The 15,966-nt window shown below is 49.0% G+C and carries 14 protein-coding genes; 5 read left to right on the top strand and 9 right to left on the bottom strand.

Translation table 11 applies throughout. The annotated features are described in order from the left end of the window. Positions 1–5: 5 nt before the first annotated feature. Entirely contained in the window at positions 6–875 is an 870-nt protein-coding gene (locus D515_RS00055; RefSeq protein WP_002535003.1) for a LysR family transcriptional regulator, read from the bottom strand. A gap of 141 nt (positions 876–1,016) precedes the next feature. Between D515_RS00055 and D515_RS00060 the strand changes: the two genes are divergently transcribed. Then, a complete protein-coding gene (locus D515_RS00060) occupies positions 1,017–2,216 on the top strand; it encodes an MFS transporter (RefSeq protein WP_002535005.1) in 1,200 nt (399 codons plus the stop codon). A gap of 5 nt (positions 2,217–2,221) precedes the next feature. On the opposite strand, the gene D515_RS00065 is transcribed toward D515_RS00060, so the two are convergent. Then, positions 2,222–3,394: a GGDEF domain-containing protein gene (locus D515_RS00065; RefSeq protein WP_002535006.1), complete on the bottom strand. Its 1,173-nt coding sequence runs from the start codon at positions 3,392–3,394 to the stop codon at positions 2,222–2,224. 296 nt (positions 3,395–3,690) lie between these two features. On the opposite strand from D515_RS00065, the gene D515_RS00070 reads away from it, so the two are divergent. Together D515_RS00070 and D515_RS00075 are read left to right on the top strand one after the other, a co-directional pair. Next, complete coding sequence (locus D515_RS00070; protein ID WP_002535007.1) at positions 3,691–4,365, top strand: hypothetical protein; 675 nt, start codon at positions 3,691–3,693, stop codon at positions 4,363–4,365. A 131-nt stretch (positions 4,366–4,496) separates the two neighbouring features. Next, positions 4,497–4,691, top strand: a complete 195-nt coding sequence (locus tag D515_RS00075) for a DUF4250 domain-containing protein (RefSeq protein WP_002535009.1) — start codon at positions 4,497–4,499, stop codon at positions 4,689–4,691. 25 nt (positions 4,692–4,716) lie between these two features. Here the strand turns inward: D515_RS00075 and metR are convergent, their stop codons facing one another. After that, positions 4,717–5,628 carry an HTH-type transcriptional regulator MetR gene (metR, locus tag D515_RS00080; RefSeq protein ID WP_002535010.1) on the bottom strand — a complete coding sequence of 304 codons (912 nt, stop codon included), beginning with the start codon at positions 5,626–5,628 and terminating at the stop codon, positions 4,717–4,719. A 106-nt stretch (positions 5,629–5,734) separates the two neighbouring features. Between metR and metE the strand changes: the two genes are divergently transcribed. After that, the gene (metE, locus tag D515_RS00085; protein WP_002535012.1) at positions 5,735–8,005 is read left to right on the top strand and encodes a 5-methyltetrahydropteroyltriglutamate--homocysteine S-methyltransferase; all 2,271 of its coding nucleotides are present in this window, start codon (positions 5,735–5,737) and stop codon (positions 8,003–8,005) included. A gap of 159 nt (positions 8,006–8,164) precedes the next feature. Then, positions 8,165–9,772, top strand: coding sequence for a CHASE domain-containing protein (locus tag D515_RS00090; protein WP_002535014.1), 1,608 nt, complete (start codon positions 8,165–8,167; stop codon positions 9,770–9,772). A gap of 40 nt (positions 9,773–9,812) precedes the next feature. On the opposite strand, the gene D515_RS00095 is transcribed toward D515_RS00090, so the two are convergent. The 6 genes from D515_RS00095 to D515_RS00120 all read right to left on the bottom strand — a co-directional run bounded on the left by D515_RS00095 (position 9,813) and on the right by D515_RS00120 (position 15,894). After that, positions 9,813–10,259 carry an META domain-containing protein gene (locus D515_RS00095; protein ID WP_002535015.1) on the bottom strand — a complete coding sequence of 149 codons (447 nt, stop codon included), beginning with the start codon at positions 10,257–10,259 and terminating at the stop codon, positions 9,813–9,815. A gap of 339 nt (positions 10,260–10,598) precedes the next feature. Next, entirely contained in the window at positions 10,599–11,363 is a 765-nt protein-coding gene (gene pstB / locus D515_RS00100; RefSeq protein ID WP_239643912.1) for a phosphate ABC transporter ATP-binding protein PstB, read from the bottom strand. Positions 11,364–11,398: 35 nt separating this feature from the next. Beyond that, positions 11,399–12,244: a phosphate ABC transporter permease PstA gene (gene pstA, locus D515_RS00105; protein WP_002535018.1), complete on the bottom strand. Its 846-nt coding sequence runs from the start codon at positions 12,242–12,244 to the stop codon at positions 11,399–11,401. A 5-nt stretch (positions 12,245–12,249) separates the two neighbouring features. Beyond that, positions 12,250–13,161, bottom strand: a complete 912-nt coding sequence (gene pstC / locus D515_RS00110; RefSeq protein ID WP_002535020.1) for a phosphate ABC transporter permease subunit PstC — start codon at positions 13,159–13,161, stop codon at positions 12,250–12,252. A 91-nt stretch (positions 13,162–13,252) separates the two neighbouring features. After that, on the bottom strand, positions 13,253–14,074 hold the full coding sequence (locus D515_RS00115; RefSeq protein WP_002535021.1) for a phosphate ABC transporter substrate-binding protein: 822 nt from the start codon (positions 14,072–14,074) through the stop codon (positions 13,253–13,255). Between the two features lie 200 nt (positions 14,075–14,274). Further along, positions 14,275–15,894, bottom strand: coding sequence for a putative bifunctional diguanylate cyclase/phosphodiesterase (locus D515_RS00120; protein WP_039849363.1), 1,620 nt, complete (start codon positions 15,892–15,894; stop codon positions 14,275–14,277). Between the last annotated feature and the right edge of the window lie 72 nt (positions 15,895–15,966).

The following is a 15,966-nucleotide window of genomic DNA, read 5'->3' on the forward strand; positions in this document are numbered from 1 at the left end:
ATTTCCTATTTGTTATTCTGCACAAAGTCGATAAAGGCGCGGTCGGCCAAAGAAAGGTAGCCATGTTTACGCCAGGCCATCGCAATGTCCAGTGTGACTGGTTCTTCAAAAGGAATGGGTTTCAACCCCGTTTCGTGTTCTGTCACCATTTCCAGCAGTGCCGTGATGGCAAATCCATGCCGGACGATATTGAGGATCATGGCTAACAGGTTCGTTTCGAACGAAAGATGCGGTGAGATTTTATGGCTGGCACAAATCCGGTCGACAAATTCGCGGTGAAAGTATCCCTTTTTGAACATCACCAGCTCTTCATTAAAGAACTCTTGAAAGCTGATCGACTCGCGCTCTGCCAACGGATGGTCAGTTGAAGTGACCGCCACCATTTGCGAGGAAATCAGATGAGTGGTTTCCAGCGCTGACGGAACATCTTGATTGTGTATCACGCCAATATCCAAGTCGCCATCTAATAACATCTGACGAATGGACTGTGTTCCTGCTTCCACGACGCTGAGTTTGAGATCTGGGTAGCGGCTTTTGAAGCCCATCAGAATCGAAGGGAAGAAATAAGAACCCAGCATGCCAGGAACGCCGACGCGAACTTCTCCCTTTTGCAGCCCGCGAAGCTCTGCCATCGCAGTGTTGGCGTCTTTGACCTGTTGAAGCACCCGATAAGCATGAGGCAACAGAATCTCACCCTCGTGGGTTAAATGAACTTGACGCTCATTCCGATCAAACAAGGGCAGGCCAATACTCTGCTCCAGCTTTTTGATGGCGATACTCAATGCGGGTTGTGCAATATTGAGTTGCCTTGCGGCACGTGTGAAATTCTGTTGTTCTGCAACGCAGACGAAGTAGCGTAACTGACGAATATCCATTTCGATTCCTATCGTTCCCGCATAGAAAGACGTGGTAGGTATAAATAAAAGATCTTACTTCTATATATTTAATATACTTCTTTTATCATGAGGGCGTTGCTAAATTCACTGTATATCCAGAGAAAAACAGTGAATAACATCATGATTGAATTACAGACACCCGCCTATCGAAAAGCTGCCTTTGCCTTGTCATTTGGCTCTTTTCTTGTGTTCTGTAATCTCTATCTGTTTCAACCCTTGTTGCCTGTTTTTGCCAATGCGTTTGAAGTGACAGCCACCAAAGCAAATTGGTTGTTGGCATCATCTACTTTGGGTTTGTCTGTCAGCTTGATTCCATGGGCGGTGATTTCAGAAAAAATCGGTCGACGACCAGTGATGCTGTTCAGTTTGGTGTTAATGCCATTGGTGGGCGTCTTATCGCTTCTGATTGAATCCTTTTGGGGCTTGGTTGCTATCCGGGGATTAATGGGTATTGCGCTGGCTGGTTATGCGGCGGTCGCTGTTGCTTATATGGCGGATGAATTCAGTCCGACCGCTTTGGTGGTCGCCGTGGGCGCTTATATCAGTGCCAACTCGTTAGGGGGCATTTTTGGACGCCTTTCCGGTGGTATGTTGGCTGATTTCTTTGGATGGCAAGGGGCAGTGGCTGCCATGGCGACATTCACTGTCTTGGGGGTGGCATTGGTGTATTGTCTGTTGCCTCCTCAGCGCCAGTTTGTGCCCTCAAACGATTCCTTTTTTAAACAATTCAGAATGGTAGGTAGGCACATCAGAAATCCGATTTTATGGATGGCGATGGTTATCGGCGGTATCAACTTTGCCGTGTTTGTGAATATTTACTCTGTGACCACGTTTCGTCTGCTTGCCGCGCCTTTCAACCTCCCGGTTAGTGTCGCTTCCGCCATTTTTATCTGTTATCTGGCGGGAACCCTAACATCGAGATTGAGCGGCCGTTGGGCAAACCGCTATTCACCTATTTCAGGCATGACGTTTGGTACCTTGGTGACATTAACGGGTGTTCTGATTGCCAATATTGAGCATCAGGCTGCGGTGGTGATTGGCTTACTTGTGGTCAGTGGAGGTGCGTTTTTCACCCATTCACTGGCTTATGGTTGGGTCAGTCGTCGAGCGCGGCAAGGGAAAGCGACTGCAACGGCATTGTATCTGGTTCATTACTACGTGGGTGGCAGTCTCGGCGGGTTCTATCTTATTGGGTGTTGGGAAATCGGAGGTTGGCACGCTGTGACTTTTGGTGCTTTGTCACTCGCGTTCGCAAACATTGTTTTGATTCAACTGCTTGGTGCCAAAAACAAAAAGGTCCCTGTTCAGGAACCTTGTTAATAGGGTTAGTTGACTAATTCCAACCACGGGCGCTTTATCCCGTCTTCGACTGCTTCGTTCACCTCATCAAACGTGCTGCTCTGATCACGGCCAGCATTCTTTGCTTTGTAGAGCGCGAGGTCTGCCTGTTCGAGAATCATGGACAGGTCATCATCTTTACACTGGCTGGTGCTGATCCCGATTGAGGTGGTGACCTTCAAAGGTTCAGGAAAGCCGTCGACCTTGATACCCATATCGCGAACTCTTGTCATGATACGGTCAGCCACCAACTGTGCGTTGTCTGCACTGCAGCGTGGTAGGAACAAAATAAACTCTTCACCGCCAAACCGACCAAAAATATCACTCTTACGTTGGGTTTCCTGCACGGCTTGGGTGAATGCCTGAAGCACCAAATCACCCGCGTGATGTCCGTATCTGTCATTGACGCGCTTGAACCTGTCTAAATCCATCAGAAGCACGGAGTAGGGTCGAGATTTTGTGCGGGTGTTTTCGAAATCCCGACGGGCAAGTGTCAACAGCATGCGGCGGTTGTAGACACCTGTGAGCGGGTCGAGCGTCGCGTGACGGTAGAGCCTTAGCATCATGTGAAGCTTGGAGGTCTGTGCCCAAATTACCAGGAAGCCGACCACGGTTTGCAACCAATAGAGCCCCAGCGTTTCGAAAGAGAGTAACGCGCCACTTTGCACATCGACATATATCTGTGAAACCACCGTCATCAGCATCACGCCGACTGATTCTTTCGCGGTTAGGGGAAGAATGGTCAGGATGACCACATACACGAATGGCAGTAGGTTATAGCAGTAACTGAAAGCATCAATACTATGTGGGTAGCCCAGAATATGGTTTGCCAGCACGTAAAACATGTTCAGGCTGAACACCAGCGCAAATATGCCATTTCTACAGGCGCTTAATGTGCTGCGTAGACTGGTCATCCAGCCAATAAATATCAACACAGCAGAAAGCTTCAGTCTCAGGATGGCTATGGAGCCAGCAGCGTCTTCAAGAAGTATCGCGTCAATGGGGATCCAAAGCAGACAGAGCGCCGCCCAAATATAGCAAAGCGCCATAATACGGGTGCGAAGGTAGGTGGCGCGTGTTGTGTTGAACGCTGCAGCATGTGTTCGGTCAGTCAGCAGCTCTAACACTTGGGTTTTGTACTGTGATAAGGACAATTCCATATCCCGCACTTGTCATCCTGTTAGTTGAAATCATCAATACACCTAGATTTTTTTACTCTTCACTAGGCCATTTTTTTGAAGCGTGTTCACATTTGTACTCTTTATATAAAAACAGTTACATATCCGTGCGACTGATTGCAAAATAATCGTCAATAACTGTGAGCGTCTCAACGTTGTTACACACTTTTTGTGTGGTTTTAGACCTAAAAAATCTGAAGACGCTTCATTCAGATCATTTGGGTATATCGCTTTTAATCGGTATATAATCGGCGCTCAATTGATCTGGGTAAGAAAAGATGTACGAAATTTTTAGCGCAGTGACGCTTGCGGGTGTGCTGGGAGCACAAGCTGTTTTAACCTTAGTCCTGCTAAAAGGGGACATTTGTCCGGGGCAACGTGGGCGTTTACACAAAGCTTTCTGGTTCTTGGTTGTTGGCTGGGCGCTAACCGTTCCTTTCTCGCCATTTTCAGCGTTGCCTTTTATTACCCTCGGCATTTTCTCGCTGCGCTCTAAATCAGGCAAAACACGTCAAACGGGACCCGTGCCGTTATTGCATCTTTCAAATGCCTTTGGCGTGCTGGCACTTTTGATGGCTAGTGTTGAGCAGGGCGTGATCACCACGTTATTGATGATATCGCAGGTACTTCTGGTAGGAGCAATCACCGCACACTGTTTGCTGGTTAGAGCGCGTTCTCGTCTGCAGGCGTTCCACCGTATTTTGCCCGTGATTGGTGTTGTCGCAGTGATGTTGACCGCCGTGACACTGGCTGTGGCAAGCATGATGTTGGAGCCGGAAGCGGCTCAATCGCTGGTGTCGACAGTCATAACCAGTCTGGGTCTGGCGATTGCCGGTGTCATTGTGTGGACCTCCCACTTGGTTCGACAGACCACTCCTCATCTCGCACAGCTTTGTGTCACCTTACTGGTGATCGGATGCGCATCCGGTGTGGCTTTGTCGAGCGTTATCTAGCGGTTTCAGGAATCCCTGTCTCAGCAGCAATAAAAAGGCACGTGAAGTGCCTTTTTTGTTGCTTGATTCACACTGGCAGGACGGCAGCCGAACTATGCTTTAGTTATGTGTCCGCGTTTAGGATTGCCGTCATGGAAATACATAACCTTGATCACCTCGATAGCGCCATCATGTATGGCATCGTGAATGAAAAGCTTCGTCTTGAATGTTCTTCACTGGATGATTTGGCGTCGCAATTCGACCTGGATTTACAAGAGTTCCAGGCCAAAATCGACGCCATGGGGTGCTATTACGATCCACTGGTGAACCAGCTTCGTCAAAAATAGCCCCAAAGGTCAGCAGACCCTAAAGTTACACGCGCTTAATGCCTTCCAAGTGTGTGTGGCATTGGTTACGGGCGGTGGAAAAGAAAGCTTGAAGGTACGGACGTTGTGCCTCTTGATTTCTGACCGCCGCGAATAAGCGTCGCCATAATCCCTTCCCTAAAGGTCTGTCTACAACCAAGCCTTGACGAGAAAACTCGCTGATAGCCCAGTTAGGAAGCGCTGCTACACCAAGGCCTGCGGTCACCATTTGGATAAGCATCAAGGTGTTGTCAGCCGATTTGAAGTGTGCGGGTTCGATACCTGCTGGTTGTAGGAAATGCTTAATCACATCCATTCGCTGACGCTGAACCGGATAGGTCAGTAAGGTTTCGTTAGCCAAGTCTTCCGGCTCAATGGACTTTTTACTCGCCAATGGGTGGTTGTCAGCCAGCACTAAACGCATCTCGAAATCAAACAACGCTTCGTAATGAATTTCGCTACGAGGCGCAATGTCAGAAGTGATAACCAAATCCAGTTCACCACCGGCCAGCGCTGGTAATGGTTCAAAGCCAAATCCTGAAGAGAAATCCAGCGTGACCAAGGGCCAGCTGATTTTGTACTCTTTGAGTGCTGGCATCAGCCACTGGAAACAGGAATGACACTCGATAGCCATGTGCAGGCGTCCTTGCGCGTCTTCCTTCAAAGCGGCCAACTCAGTTTCTGCCTGAGCGAGTCTTGGCAGCACATCATCCGCCAGTTTCAGAAGTACCTGACCTTCAGCGGTAAAGCGCACAGGGCGGGTTTTACGAAGAAACAGAGGAGCGCCGATACGCTGTTCTAAGTCCTTCAACTGATGACTCAACGCGGATTGAGTCAAGCACAATTGTGTGGCGGTTGAGGTCAATGAGCCCGTGTCTCTGAGTACCGCCAGCGTACGTAAGTGTTTCACTTCTAGCATGAATTTATCTCAACATCCGTTTGAGTAATTTGAGTTTGTTTTATGCACTCTAATGAATCAATGTGGACATGTAAACATCTGGACGGCTAAAAATAAGGAAAGAGTCATGACCACAACGCATATTCTTGGTTACCCTCGCATCGGTAACAAACGCGAACTGAAATTTGCACTCGAACAATACTGGCAAGGTGAAATCAATCAACAAGGATTGCTGGATGTTGGCGCGACAATTCGCCATCACAACTGGCAGGTACAAAAGGACGCGGGCCTTTCTTTTGTCACTGTCGGTGATTTCGCTTGGTACGATCAGGTGCTACAAACCAGCCTGACTTTAGGCCATATCCCGAAACGTCATCGCAGCGGCCATCCAGATTTGGATACCTTGTTTCGTATTGCCCGCGGGAAAGCACCGACAGGATGCAGTTGCGCGGCGTCAGACATGACGAAATGGTTTAACACCAATTACCACTATATTGTTCCTGAATTCACGAAGGATGATGAGTTTAACCTGAGCTGGAACCAAATTTTCGATGAGGTTAACGAGGCGCAAAAGGCGGGGCACACTGTTAAACCAGTCATTCTGGGACCCATCTCTTACCTCTACTTGGGCAAAGAAAAAGAAGCCGGTTTTAACCGCTTAGATCTGTTGCCACGTCTGCTTTCTGTCTACCAACAAATCTTTGCCAAATTCAAAGCACAAGGCGTTGAATGGGTGCAAATTGATGAGCCAATTCTGGCATTGGAGCTGCCTGAGTCTTGGCGAAAAGCCTATAAACTCGCGTATCAGGTGATTGCAGGTGATGTGAAGCTGCTGCTAACGACTTACTTTGAATCTGTAGAACAGCAGCTGGACATTATTTCCGAGCTGAAAGTGAATGGTCTTCATATCGATTTGAGTGTGGCACCACAGCAGCTCAATGCTGTCATCAACCAGGTGCCGCAAGACTGGATCATCTCTTTAGGAGCCATCAACGGCCGGAATGTGTGGAAGGCGAACCTGAATACCTGGATTAGGTCGCTGTCTAGTGTGGTTGAAAAGCTGGGAGACAGGGCGTGGGTATCAACAAGCTGCTCGTTGCTGCACACGCCGGTAGATTTAGATCAGGAAACCGATCTCGATCCGGAAGTGCAATCCTGGCTGGCTTTCGCCAAGCAGAAAACCCACGAAGTGACTTTGCTTGCTAACGCTCTGAATGGTCACGAGTCTGCGATTGCACAATGTCGTGAATACAGTGCGGCAATTGAAGCCAGATCGACGAGCACGCGGGTGAACAAACCTGATGTACAGGCACGAGTAAAGGGAATAACGGCAGCATTGGCTGAGCGTGAAGAGAATTACGTGGAACGCGCCAAAGCACAGCAGGCGGGCCTGAATCTTCCCCTGTTCCCAACTACCACCATCGGTTCTTTCCCGCAAACCGGCGAAATCCGCCAACAGCGTCGTGGCTATAAAACCGGAACCCTTTCCGAGACGGAATACGTCGCGGCGATGCAAGAACACATCAAAGATGCGATTGAACGTCAGGAAAAGCTGGGACTGGACGTCTTGGTTCACGGAGAGCCTGAACGAAACGACATGGTGGAATACTTTGCCGAGAATCTCGATGGCTTCGCAGCGACACGATTTGGTTGGGTACAAAGTTACGGCTCGCGTTGCGTGAAACCAGCGGTGATCGTTGGCGATATTTCCCGTGAGTCACCAATCACTGTTGAGTGGGCGGCCTACGCACAGTCATTATCAGATAAGCCCGTCAAAGGCATGCTGACAGGACCGGTGACGATTCTGGGGTGGACGTTCCCACGCGAAGATCTTTCACGTCAGCAAATTGCCGAGCAAATCGCTTTAGCATTGCGTGATGAAGTTGCGGATCTCCAAACGGCGGGCATCAAAATTATTCAAATTGATGAGCCCGCTATCCGTGAAGGGATGCCGCTGAAAGCCAGTGAGTGGCAAAACTATCTGGACTGGGCGGTTAACGCGTTCAAGATCTCGGCCTCCAGTGCGGCGTCTGACACCCAAATTCACACTCACATGTGTTACAGCGAATTCAACGACATCATTGATTCTGTGGCGGCGCTGGATGCTGATGTCATCACCATCGAAACGTCTCGTTCTGACATGGAGTTGCTTGGGGCATTTGAAGACTTTGCGTATCCAAATGAAATTGGTCCTGGCGTTTACGACATACATTCACCAAACATTCCTTCGGTGGAAAGCATCGTGGGATTGCTAGAAAAAGCACGTAAAACCATTCCGGATGAACGTTTGTGGGTTAACCCAGACTGTGGCTTAAAAACCCGCAACTGGATGGAAGTAGAAGCGGCATTGACTAACTTGGTGGAAGCAGCGAAAACGTTGCGCTCTGCTACACAGTAGAAAAATTTACGGAACATTAACAATGCGTCTGGGTCTTTTTAAAGGTCCGGGCGTTATTGTATTTCAAAGTGCGGTTATGCTGTATCGACCGCCCAATGCTGGCGGGATCTAAGATTATGTCCAACAATTAGTTAACATCTTGAAAAGGACAATGAAGGGATGGCGAAGCGGGTTTTATATTCAACGATACTTACAGTCTTTGTGGGGCTGTTTTTTTCGTTCCTGGCCGCCATGTCACTTTATCAGTCTGAACAGCAGTCGATTGAACACGAAATCCAGAAGGACGTAGAGAATGCGGCTCTCTCCCTCGGGCGTGAGTTAAACATCGGCATTGAGCTCATGTACGCCCTTCGAAACCAGTTACTGATGAATGAAGACATTAATGAAGATACCTTCATCAATCTCTCTCAAGCCGTGATGGACCGACACCCCAATATCCACGCAATGGAGTGGGCGGAAGTGGTCAACGAAAGTGACCGCGAACTCTATGAAGCGGAAGCTGCATTGGAATTCGCTTTGTTTGAGATTGTCGAGCTCAGTGAGGAGGGTAATCTGGTGTCTGCGGTAAGTCGCAGCCGCTACTTTCCTGTTCGTTATGTTCACCCTTACGAAAACAACCAAAATGTCATGGGCTTCGATCTTGCTTCCCGCCCGTTAATGAAAGATGCACTGGAAATGAGCTGGTATCGCGGTGTCCCCATCGCTACGCCAGCTATTCGCTTGAAGCGCGAGTTTGAAGATCACAGCGGATTTCTGATGCTATTACCGGTGTTTTTTGGCTACCCGGAAACGGACGCCGACAGGGAGGACGCACTGCGTGGCTTTTTAGTGGCGCTGTTTGATGTCTCCGATATTTTTAATCTGGCCATTAACAATACAGTGAAAGAGTCGATCAATCTTGAGCTGGTGGATAAAGGGCTTTCTGAGCAAAGCGGTGTGATTTACAGCAACGTGGTTGATTTGGCCCAACCGCCCGTTGAAGCGCTGCGTTATGAGTCTGAACCTATCTTCTTTGCCGGAAGGGAATGGTTGTTGCGAGGCACGCCATCAGCGTCTTATGTTCATTCCCGGATGAGTATTGTTCCGCATCTGATTTTCTTTATCGGCGTACTGATCTTCTCTTTACTTGCTTATCTTCTCTACATGCTGCAATACCGTGCGATGACGATTCAAAGACGGGTCGACGAAAAAACGCGGGAACTTCGTGATGCGAACAAGAAACTGGAAAAGCTTTCTAAAAGTGATGGTCTGACGGGGTATTACAACCGGGATTACTTCAAATTGATTGTGGAAGCCGAAGTGCGACGAAGTCAGCGAGACAATCTGTTTATCAGTCTGATGATCATCGAAATCGATCAAATGTCTAAGTACAACACTAAACATGGCAGGGTAGCGGGAGATAAGGCTATCCGGCTGATTGGCGCTGCGATATCAGATACCCTCAAGCGCCCTGGTGATTTGCTGGCACGTTACAGCGGTGAAACCTTTGCAGTTCTTTTGCCCAACACAAAGGACGGTGCGCCAATGGCGGAAGCCTGTATTGAGGCGGTTCAGAAGCTGAGATTGCCTTTTGACAAAGAGGAAGGTCCGGCAACCATATCGATTTCTATCGGTGGTGTGACCGTTCAGGAAGCGAAGTCTCTCGATGCCGCGAAAGTATTGGCATACGGAGAGGTGGCGCTGGGTAAGGTTGTTGCCGAAGGCAGGGGAACATATAACTGGGTGTATGTGCCAGAAACAATTCAGCCTCCCGGAGGAGGCTGTTAGAAACACCTGACTTCAGGTGTCCTCATCACTTCGTGTGGGTTTAGTTTACCCAATCACGCAGTTGGAAAGTCAGAACGTGCTCGCCGTTTTCAAGAACCAGTGTCTGTTTGGTCAGCGTAACATCACTCCAATCGCTCAGCACGTTGGTCATCACACCTTCCAGCTTCATCGCAGGCTCCGGACACGCCATCATGGTGCTAGCCATTTTGTCGATGCGGAACTTGCTGCCTTTCAGCTCACCTTGACCGAAGTAACGGTTACAGCCACCATGGCCGTTTGCTGTGAATGACTCACCAATTTCTAAGCTTGGTGCTGCAAATCCTTCTGGCAGGCTCAGTGGTTGACCATCAACGCTTTCCAAAACCCAGTTGTGGTGCTGCATGTTTGCTTGAGACACTTCCATTGCGTCACCTTTGCCTGAAGTGCTGGTTGCACAGCCTGCCAGAATTGCAGGAGCGACCAGCATTGCGATTGCCATCTTTTTCATTATTAACTCCAGATTGATCTCTGAGTGTTTCTACATTTCGTCACGTAGAGACAGCGCCTGATTGGCTTGGTTCAATGATTATTATGAATCTTAGTCGCTTAGCAAGTCAGAAATCTGTCAATTTGGTATTAAATTGCGGAACTTGGACAGGGTTTGTTCGTTTTAAGAATTGTCTCAACGACCTGTTAACCAAAGTATCGATATTTTATAAATATCATGAGGTTATGAGCGGGTGTTTTTTAGGGCGGTATGAAAAAAGCCCCCGGGAGACGGGGGCAAAGTAATCCATCGCGATTGTTATAGTAGTAATGAGAAGTTCTTGTACTGAGCGGTTGGTTTTTAACCAAAATCTCCGTTCACATAACCACGGGTACGATCGTCACGTGGGTTGGCAAACAGGTTGGCAGTTTCATCATGTTCCACCAATTCGCCCATCAGGAAGAAGGCGGTGCGGTCTGAAATACGACGAGCTTGTTGCATAGAGTGCGTCACGATGACGATGGTGTAGTTCTTCTTAAGCTCTTCCATCAAATCTTCGATTTTCTTGGTGGCTATCGGGTCAAGTGCGGAAGTAGGTTCGTCCATCAGAATCACTTCTGGCTCCATCGCAATGGTACGGGCGATACACAGACGTTGCTGCTGGCCGCCAGACAGACCGAAAGCGTGAGATTTCAGGCGATCTTTCACTTCATCCCAAAGCGCTGCACCACGCAGGCTTTTCTCTACCACTTCATCCAGCTTTTTCTTGTCAGTCACGCCTTGTGCACGCAGGCCATAAGCCACGTTGTCGTAGATGCTCATTGGGAAAGGGTTTGGCTTTTGGAACACCATGCCCACCTTGATGCGAAGGTTGGCGATGTCGATGTTACCGTAAACGTTCTCGCGATCCATCTCCAAGCGACCGTTGATCTTAACCCCTTCAATCAGGTCATTCATGCGGTTCAGGCAACGCAGTAGGGTAGATTTACCGCAGCCTGAAGGACCTATCAGCGCCGTTACTTTCTTGCTCGGGATCGGCAGGGTGATGTCTTTCAGTGCGTGGTTAGCGCCGTTGTTATAAAACAGGTTCAGGTTTTCGATATCGAATTTGTTTGCTTTGTTCATTGCAGTTGCAGTCATCATTGTGTTCTCTCCCGGGCTCAGTAAGTGGCTTTGCTAAATTTGCTGGCGATAAGCTTGGTCAGCATGTTGATAAACAGCACGACAACAATCAGCACTGTCGCGGTGGCATATGCCTGGTTCCATTCGTGAATGGTGTAGAGCTCTTGGGTTAATTTGTAGAGGTGTACGGTCAGTGTACGGCCTGAATCCAGCACGCTTTCTGGGATTCGTGCGACCATACCTGCTGTCAGAAATACCGGTGCAGATTCGCCAATGACGCGACCAACGCTCAAAATGATAGAAGTCACGATGCCTGGCATGGCACTAGGCAGAATCAGTTTCCAGATGGTGTATATCTTCGATGCGCCCAGACCATACGAGCCTTCTCGATAGGTTTGAGGCACCGCCATTAGTGCTTCCTCAGTGGTACGGATAATCACTGGCAGGATGAGAATGCTCAGCGTCAGTGCACCAGAGAGGATAGAGAAACCAAGGCCGAGCACGGCGACAAAGAATGTCATACCGAACAAGCCGAAAATGATAGACGGGATACCCGCCAGTGATTCAGTACAAAATCGAATCACTTTCACCAGACGACTTCCTACTTTTGCGTATTCGGTGAGGTAGATTGCCGTCATGATGCCGATAGGCGCTGCGATAGAGATAGATGCGATCACCATGTAGATGGTTGAAACAATCATCGGCCAGATACCTGATTGCTCACCAATACGGGTGTAATCGCTGGTAATGAATGACCAATCGACGTATTGCAGGCCATTACTCAGGATGTACCAGATAATCCAGAACAGGAAACCGACGGTCATTGCTGCTGCGGCCCAAACGGCAACCAGTGAAATTTTGTCTTTCATTTGACGGGTCAACATAGTCATTACCTCGCTTTTTCACGGTTAAGGTAAAGCAGGGACGCGTTCAGGATCATGATGAAGACCAGAAGGACTATACCTGTTGCGTAGAGAGCGCTGGCGTGGATACCTGATGCGTATGACATTTCCAGCGCGATGTTGGCGGTCAGGGTTCGTGCTGATTCGAGCAGACCGTTAGGCATAGCAGGCGCATTACCCATCACCATGATAATGGCCATGGTCTCACCCAAAGCGCGGGCGATGCCAAGGATGACGCCCGTCATGATGCCTGAGCGCGCTGCAGGAACCAGCAACTTGAAGGTGGTGAACATCGGCGATGCACCAAGTGCCAGAGAGCCTTCTTTATAGGCCTTTGGTACTGCGCGCAGCGACGTTTCAGAGACAGCGATAACCGTTGGCAGAATCATGACAGCGAGAACGATGATACCCGCCAGCAGTGTATTACCCGCTGGAACGTTGAAGATGTCCTGAATCATTGGAACGATAATCACCAGACCGAAGAAGCCGTATACCACAGATGGGATACCGGCCAGGAGTTCAACGGCTGGACGGATGATGTTTGCCAGCCATTTTGGGGCAACTTCCGCGATAAAAACGGCGGTTAGAACCGCGACTGGCACGCCCAGCGCGACAGCGCCTGCGGTTGATGCCAGCGATGCCACAATCATTGGCGCGATGCCGTAAAGGGCTGGTGGCAGCCATTCTGAGCCAGTGACGATACCGGTAACACCGGCTTCCTGAATAGCAGGGAGGCCTTCACGGAAAATAAAGAAGCCGATGGTCGCGAGAGACAACACGCCCAGCGCTGCGGCTGTCAGGAATAGCGTGCGAAAGATGTCTTCGCGCCAGTCTCGGCGTTTGCCTGTTCCCAGCTTACCAGCGGGGATTTGGATAGATTGTTCGGTTGCGATGGTCATAATTGCTGTCCTTTGTGTCACATGATGACAGTAGGGAAATGCTTAACTTCTTGAAAAAGCGGCCTGATGAAAACCATCAGGCCAAGGGGTATCACTTAACTGGCACGTAGCCTTGGTTTGAAACGATTTTCTGGCCTTCAGAAGAAACGACCCACTTCAGGAATTCATCTGCTGCAGGTGAAGGTTTGCCATCTTTGCTCAGAACCAGGAAAGGACGGGCTACTTTGTAATCGCCGGCTGCGACTGCTTCAGAAGTTGGCGCAACGCCGTTCACTTTGACGGCTTTCAGTGATTCATCGATCGAACCCAGAGAGATATAACCGATGGCGAATGGGTTGTTCGCGACGATGGTTTTGATCACGCCGTTACCGTTACCTACCTGAGCGCGCTGCGAGATAGCAGAAACACTAATGCCGTTAACTTTGCGTTTCAGACCCATGATGTCTTCGAATGCGCCACGGGTGCCTGATGCTGTGTCACGGGTAACAACCACGATTGGCTTGTTTTCGCCGCCAACCTGAGACCAGTTTTGCACTTCCCCGCGGTAGATTTTTGCGATGTCTTCGATAGTCAGATCGTCCAGCGCGTTTGCGTTGTTAACCACAACGGCGATACCGTCACGCGCAATCACGGTTTCTTTCAGTGATGATTCTTTTTCTGAATCTTTCAGCTCACGAGATGCCATGCCGAACATTGACGTTCCGTTCTTAGCGGCTTTTACGCCCGCAGAAGAGCCTGTTCCCTGTACTTCGATAAAGGTGTTGTTGTTCTGGGTTTGGTAAGTCTCAGCCAAAACTTCCATTACTTCTGTTACAGACGTTGAGCCAGATACAGTGATGGTTTCTTGAGCGGTAGCAGTGTGAGCAACGAGTGCGCCAGCCATACAAAGTGCGGTGAATACTTTTGATTTCATTATAGATTTCCTTAATCGTTGCCTTTCTCGAAGGTCGTGTATGAGTCAACGATTGCAACTTTAGGTCTCTTTTATGACACTCATGTTTCAACAAAATTAAGCATTAATGACGAGACAAGGGGTTAGATATGAGTCGTATGATTCAGTAGATAGGCATGTTGGGGTGAATAGGTTTGGGGCTCTAGAGAAAGAAATATCGGTTAGTTTTGGCTGGCAACGCGGGAGTTGATAAGTAAGGCTTCGTTTAGCCAGGCATCGGTCTGAGCAAGGTTCATTGGGCGGCCGTACCAGTAGCCCTGTATTTTGTCGCACCCAATTGAGACGAGATATTGACCCAAGGCTTCGGTTTCCACACCCTCAGCAACCACGCGGCAATCCAGACTATGGGCAAGGTAAATGGTTGATCTGACAATGGCTTCATGGTTGCTACTGTAAAGAAGATCGGTCACAAAACTGCGGTCAATTTTGATTTCGTCTATCGGCATATTGCTCAGGATAGACAGTGATGAAAAGCCAGTTCCGAAATCATCAATACTCAGTGATACACCCAACTTCTTAATTTTCTCCAGTACAGCCCGCGCTTTGGCTGGATTCTGCATCATACTGGTTTCCGTGATTTCCAGCGTCAGTTGGGCAGGGTTGATGGCATAACGGCTGAGTAGCTTGGACAGGTAAGGTTCGAGTGAGTCATCTTCAATGTCTTTTGCCGAAAGGTTGACCTGAACCTGCGGCGTTATAGATTGCTGTCGCCATACGGCGAGCTGGGCGACTGTGCTTTCCAGGACCCAATGGGTAATTTTTTGTATGGCATTGGTTTGTTCAGCAAGCGGGATAAAGTCATCCGGTCTGACACTGTAACCGTCAGCCAAAGGCCAGCGTATTAAGGCTTCAAAGGTGGTGCTGCTCGGATTGTGTACGTTCATGACGGGTTGGAAATTGAGCTCAAAATCCATGGTTTCAAGCGCGTTGTGAAGCATGGCGGCCAATTCCGTTTTATCGTAGAAGTGGCTGGATGCCGCAGGCTCGTAAATAGCGTAGGGCGCCTGAATGCGTTTGGCGTTGTACATGGCGACTTCAGCGCGCTTAAGGACCTCTTCAGCGTTGCTGCCGTGTTCCGGGAACAGCGCGACACCCACTGTGTTGGTCAGATTCACATCGTGGTCATTAATAGTCAGTGGGTGGTCTAAATAGCTCTGAATACTCTCGATGTATTGGGCAATATTGATATTTTCTGGGTCGTTCAGAATCATGGTGAATCGGTTCCCGCTGGACCGGGCGAGAAAGATTTCATCCTCAACAAATTCTTTGAGTCGGGTAGAAAACTGCGCAAGTAACACATCACCTTTTTGGTGGCTAAAGACTTCATTGATGTTATTGAAGTTATTGATATCAATAATGATCAAGGCAAAGTGTTGTTGAGAAGTGTTGTAGTCAATGACTTGCTGTCCAATGGTGTTCAACAAAAACCGACGGTTTGGCAAGCCGGTCAGTGGGTCATGCGACTCGTTGTGACGTTGTTGAAATTCCGCAAACGCGATGCGCTCCATGCTTTGGGAGACGACACCAAAGATCATGACACAGAAGATACCCCCGCCAAAAAAGACCGCCGCAACAATGAACTCGATCGTGGTGGCTTCAGGCTGACGAGACAAGAAGGCTGCGAAAATGACGTAGCCCAGCACGAAACCAAGCATCACGGGAATGAAGCTGAAAGTGGAAGGGCGACGGTCGCGGCGATATAGAGCGATCGATGATTTCAGCGCCGAAATCAGGGCGAGCATTCCAAGTATGACAAGCACTATTGAGACGGTTTTTATCATCGTCCTATCACTTCGCCCGCGGTGAAATACTAAGGTCAACAAACCTTGAAAAGGATTAACGCTGCCTTGATA

Source organism: Grimontia indica (assembly GCF_000333895.2).
GTDB classification, from domain to species: domain Bacteria; phylum Pseudomonadota; class Gammaproteobacteria; order Enterobacterales; family Vibrionaceae; genus Enterovibrio; species Enterovibrio indicus.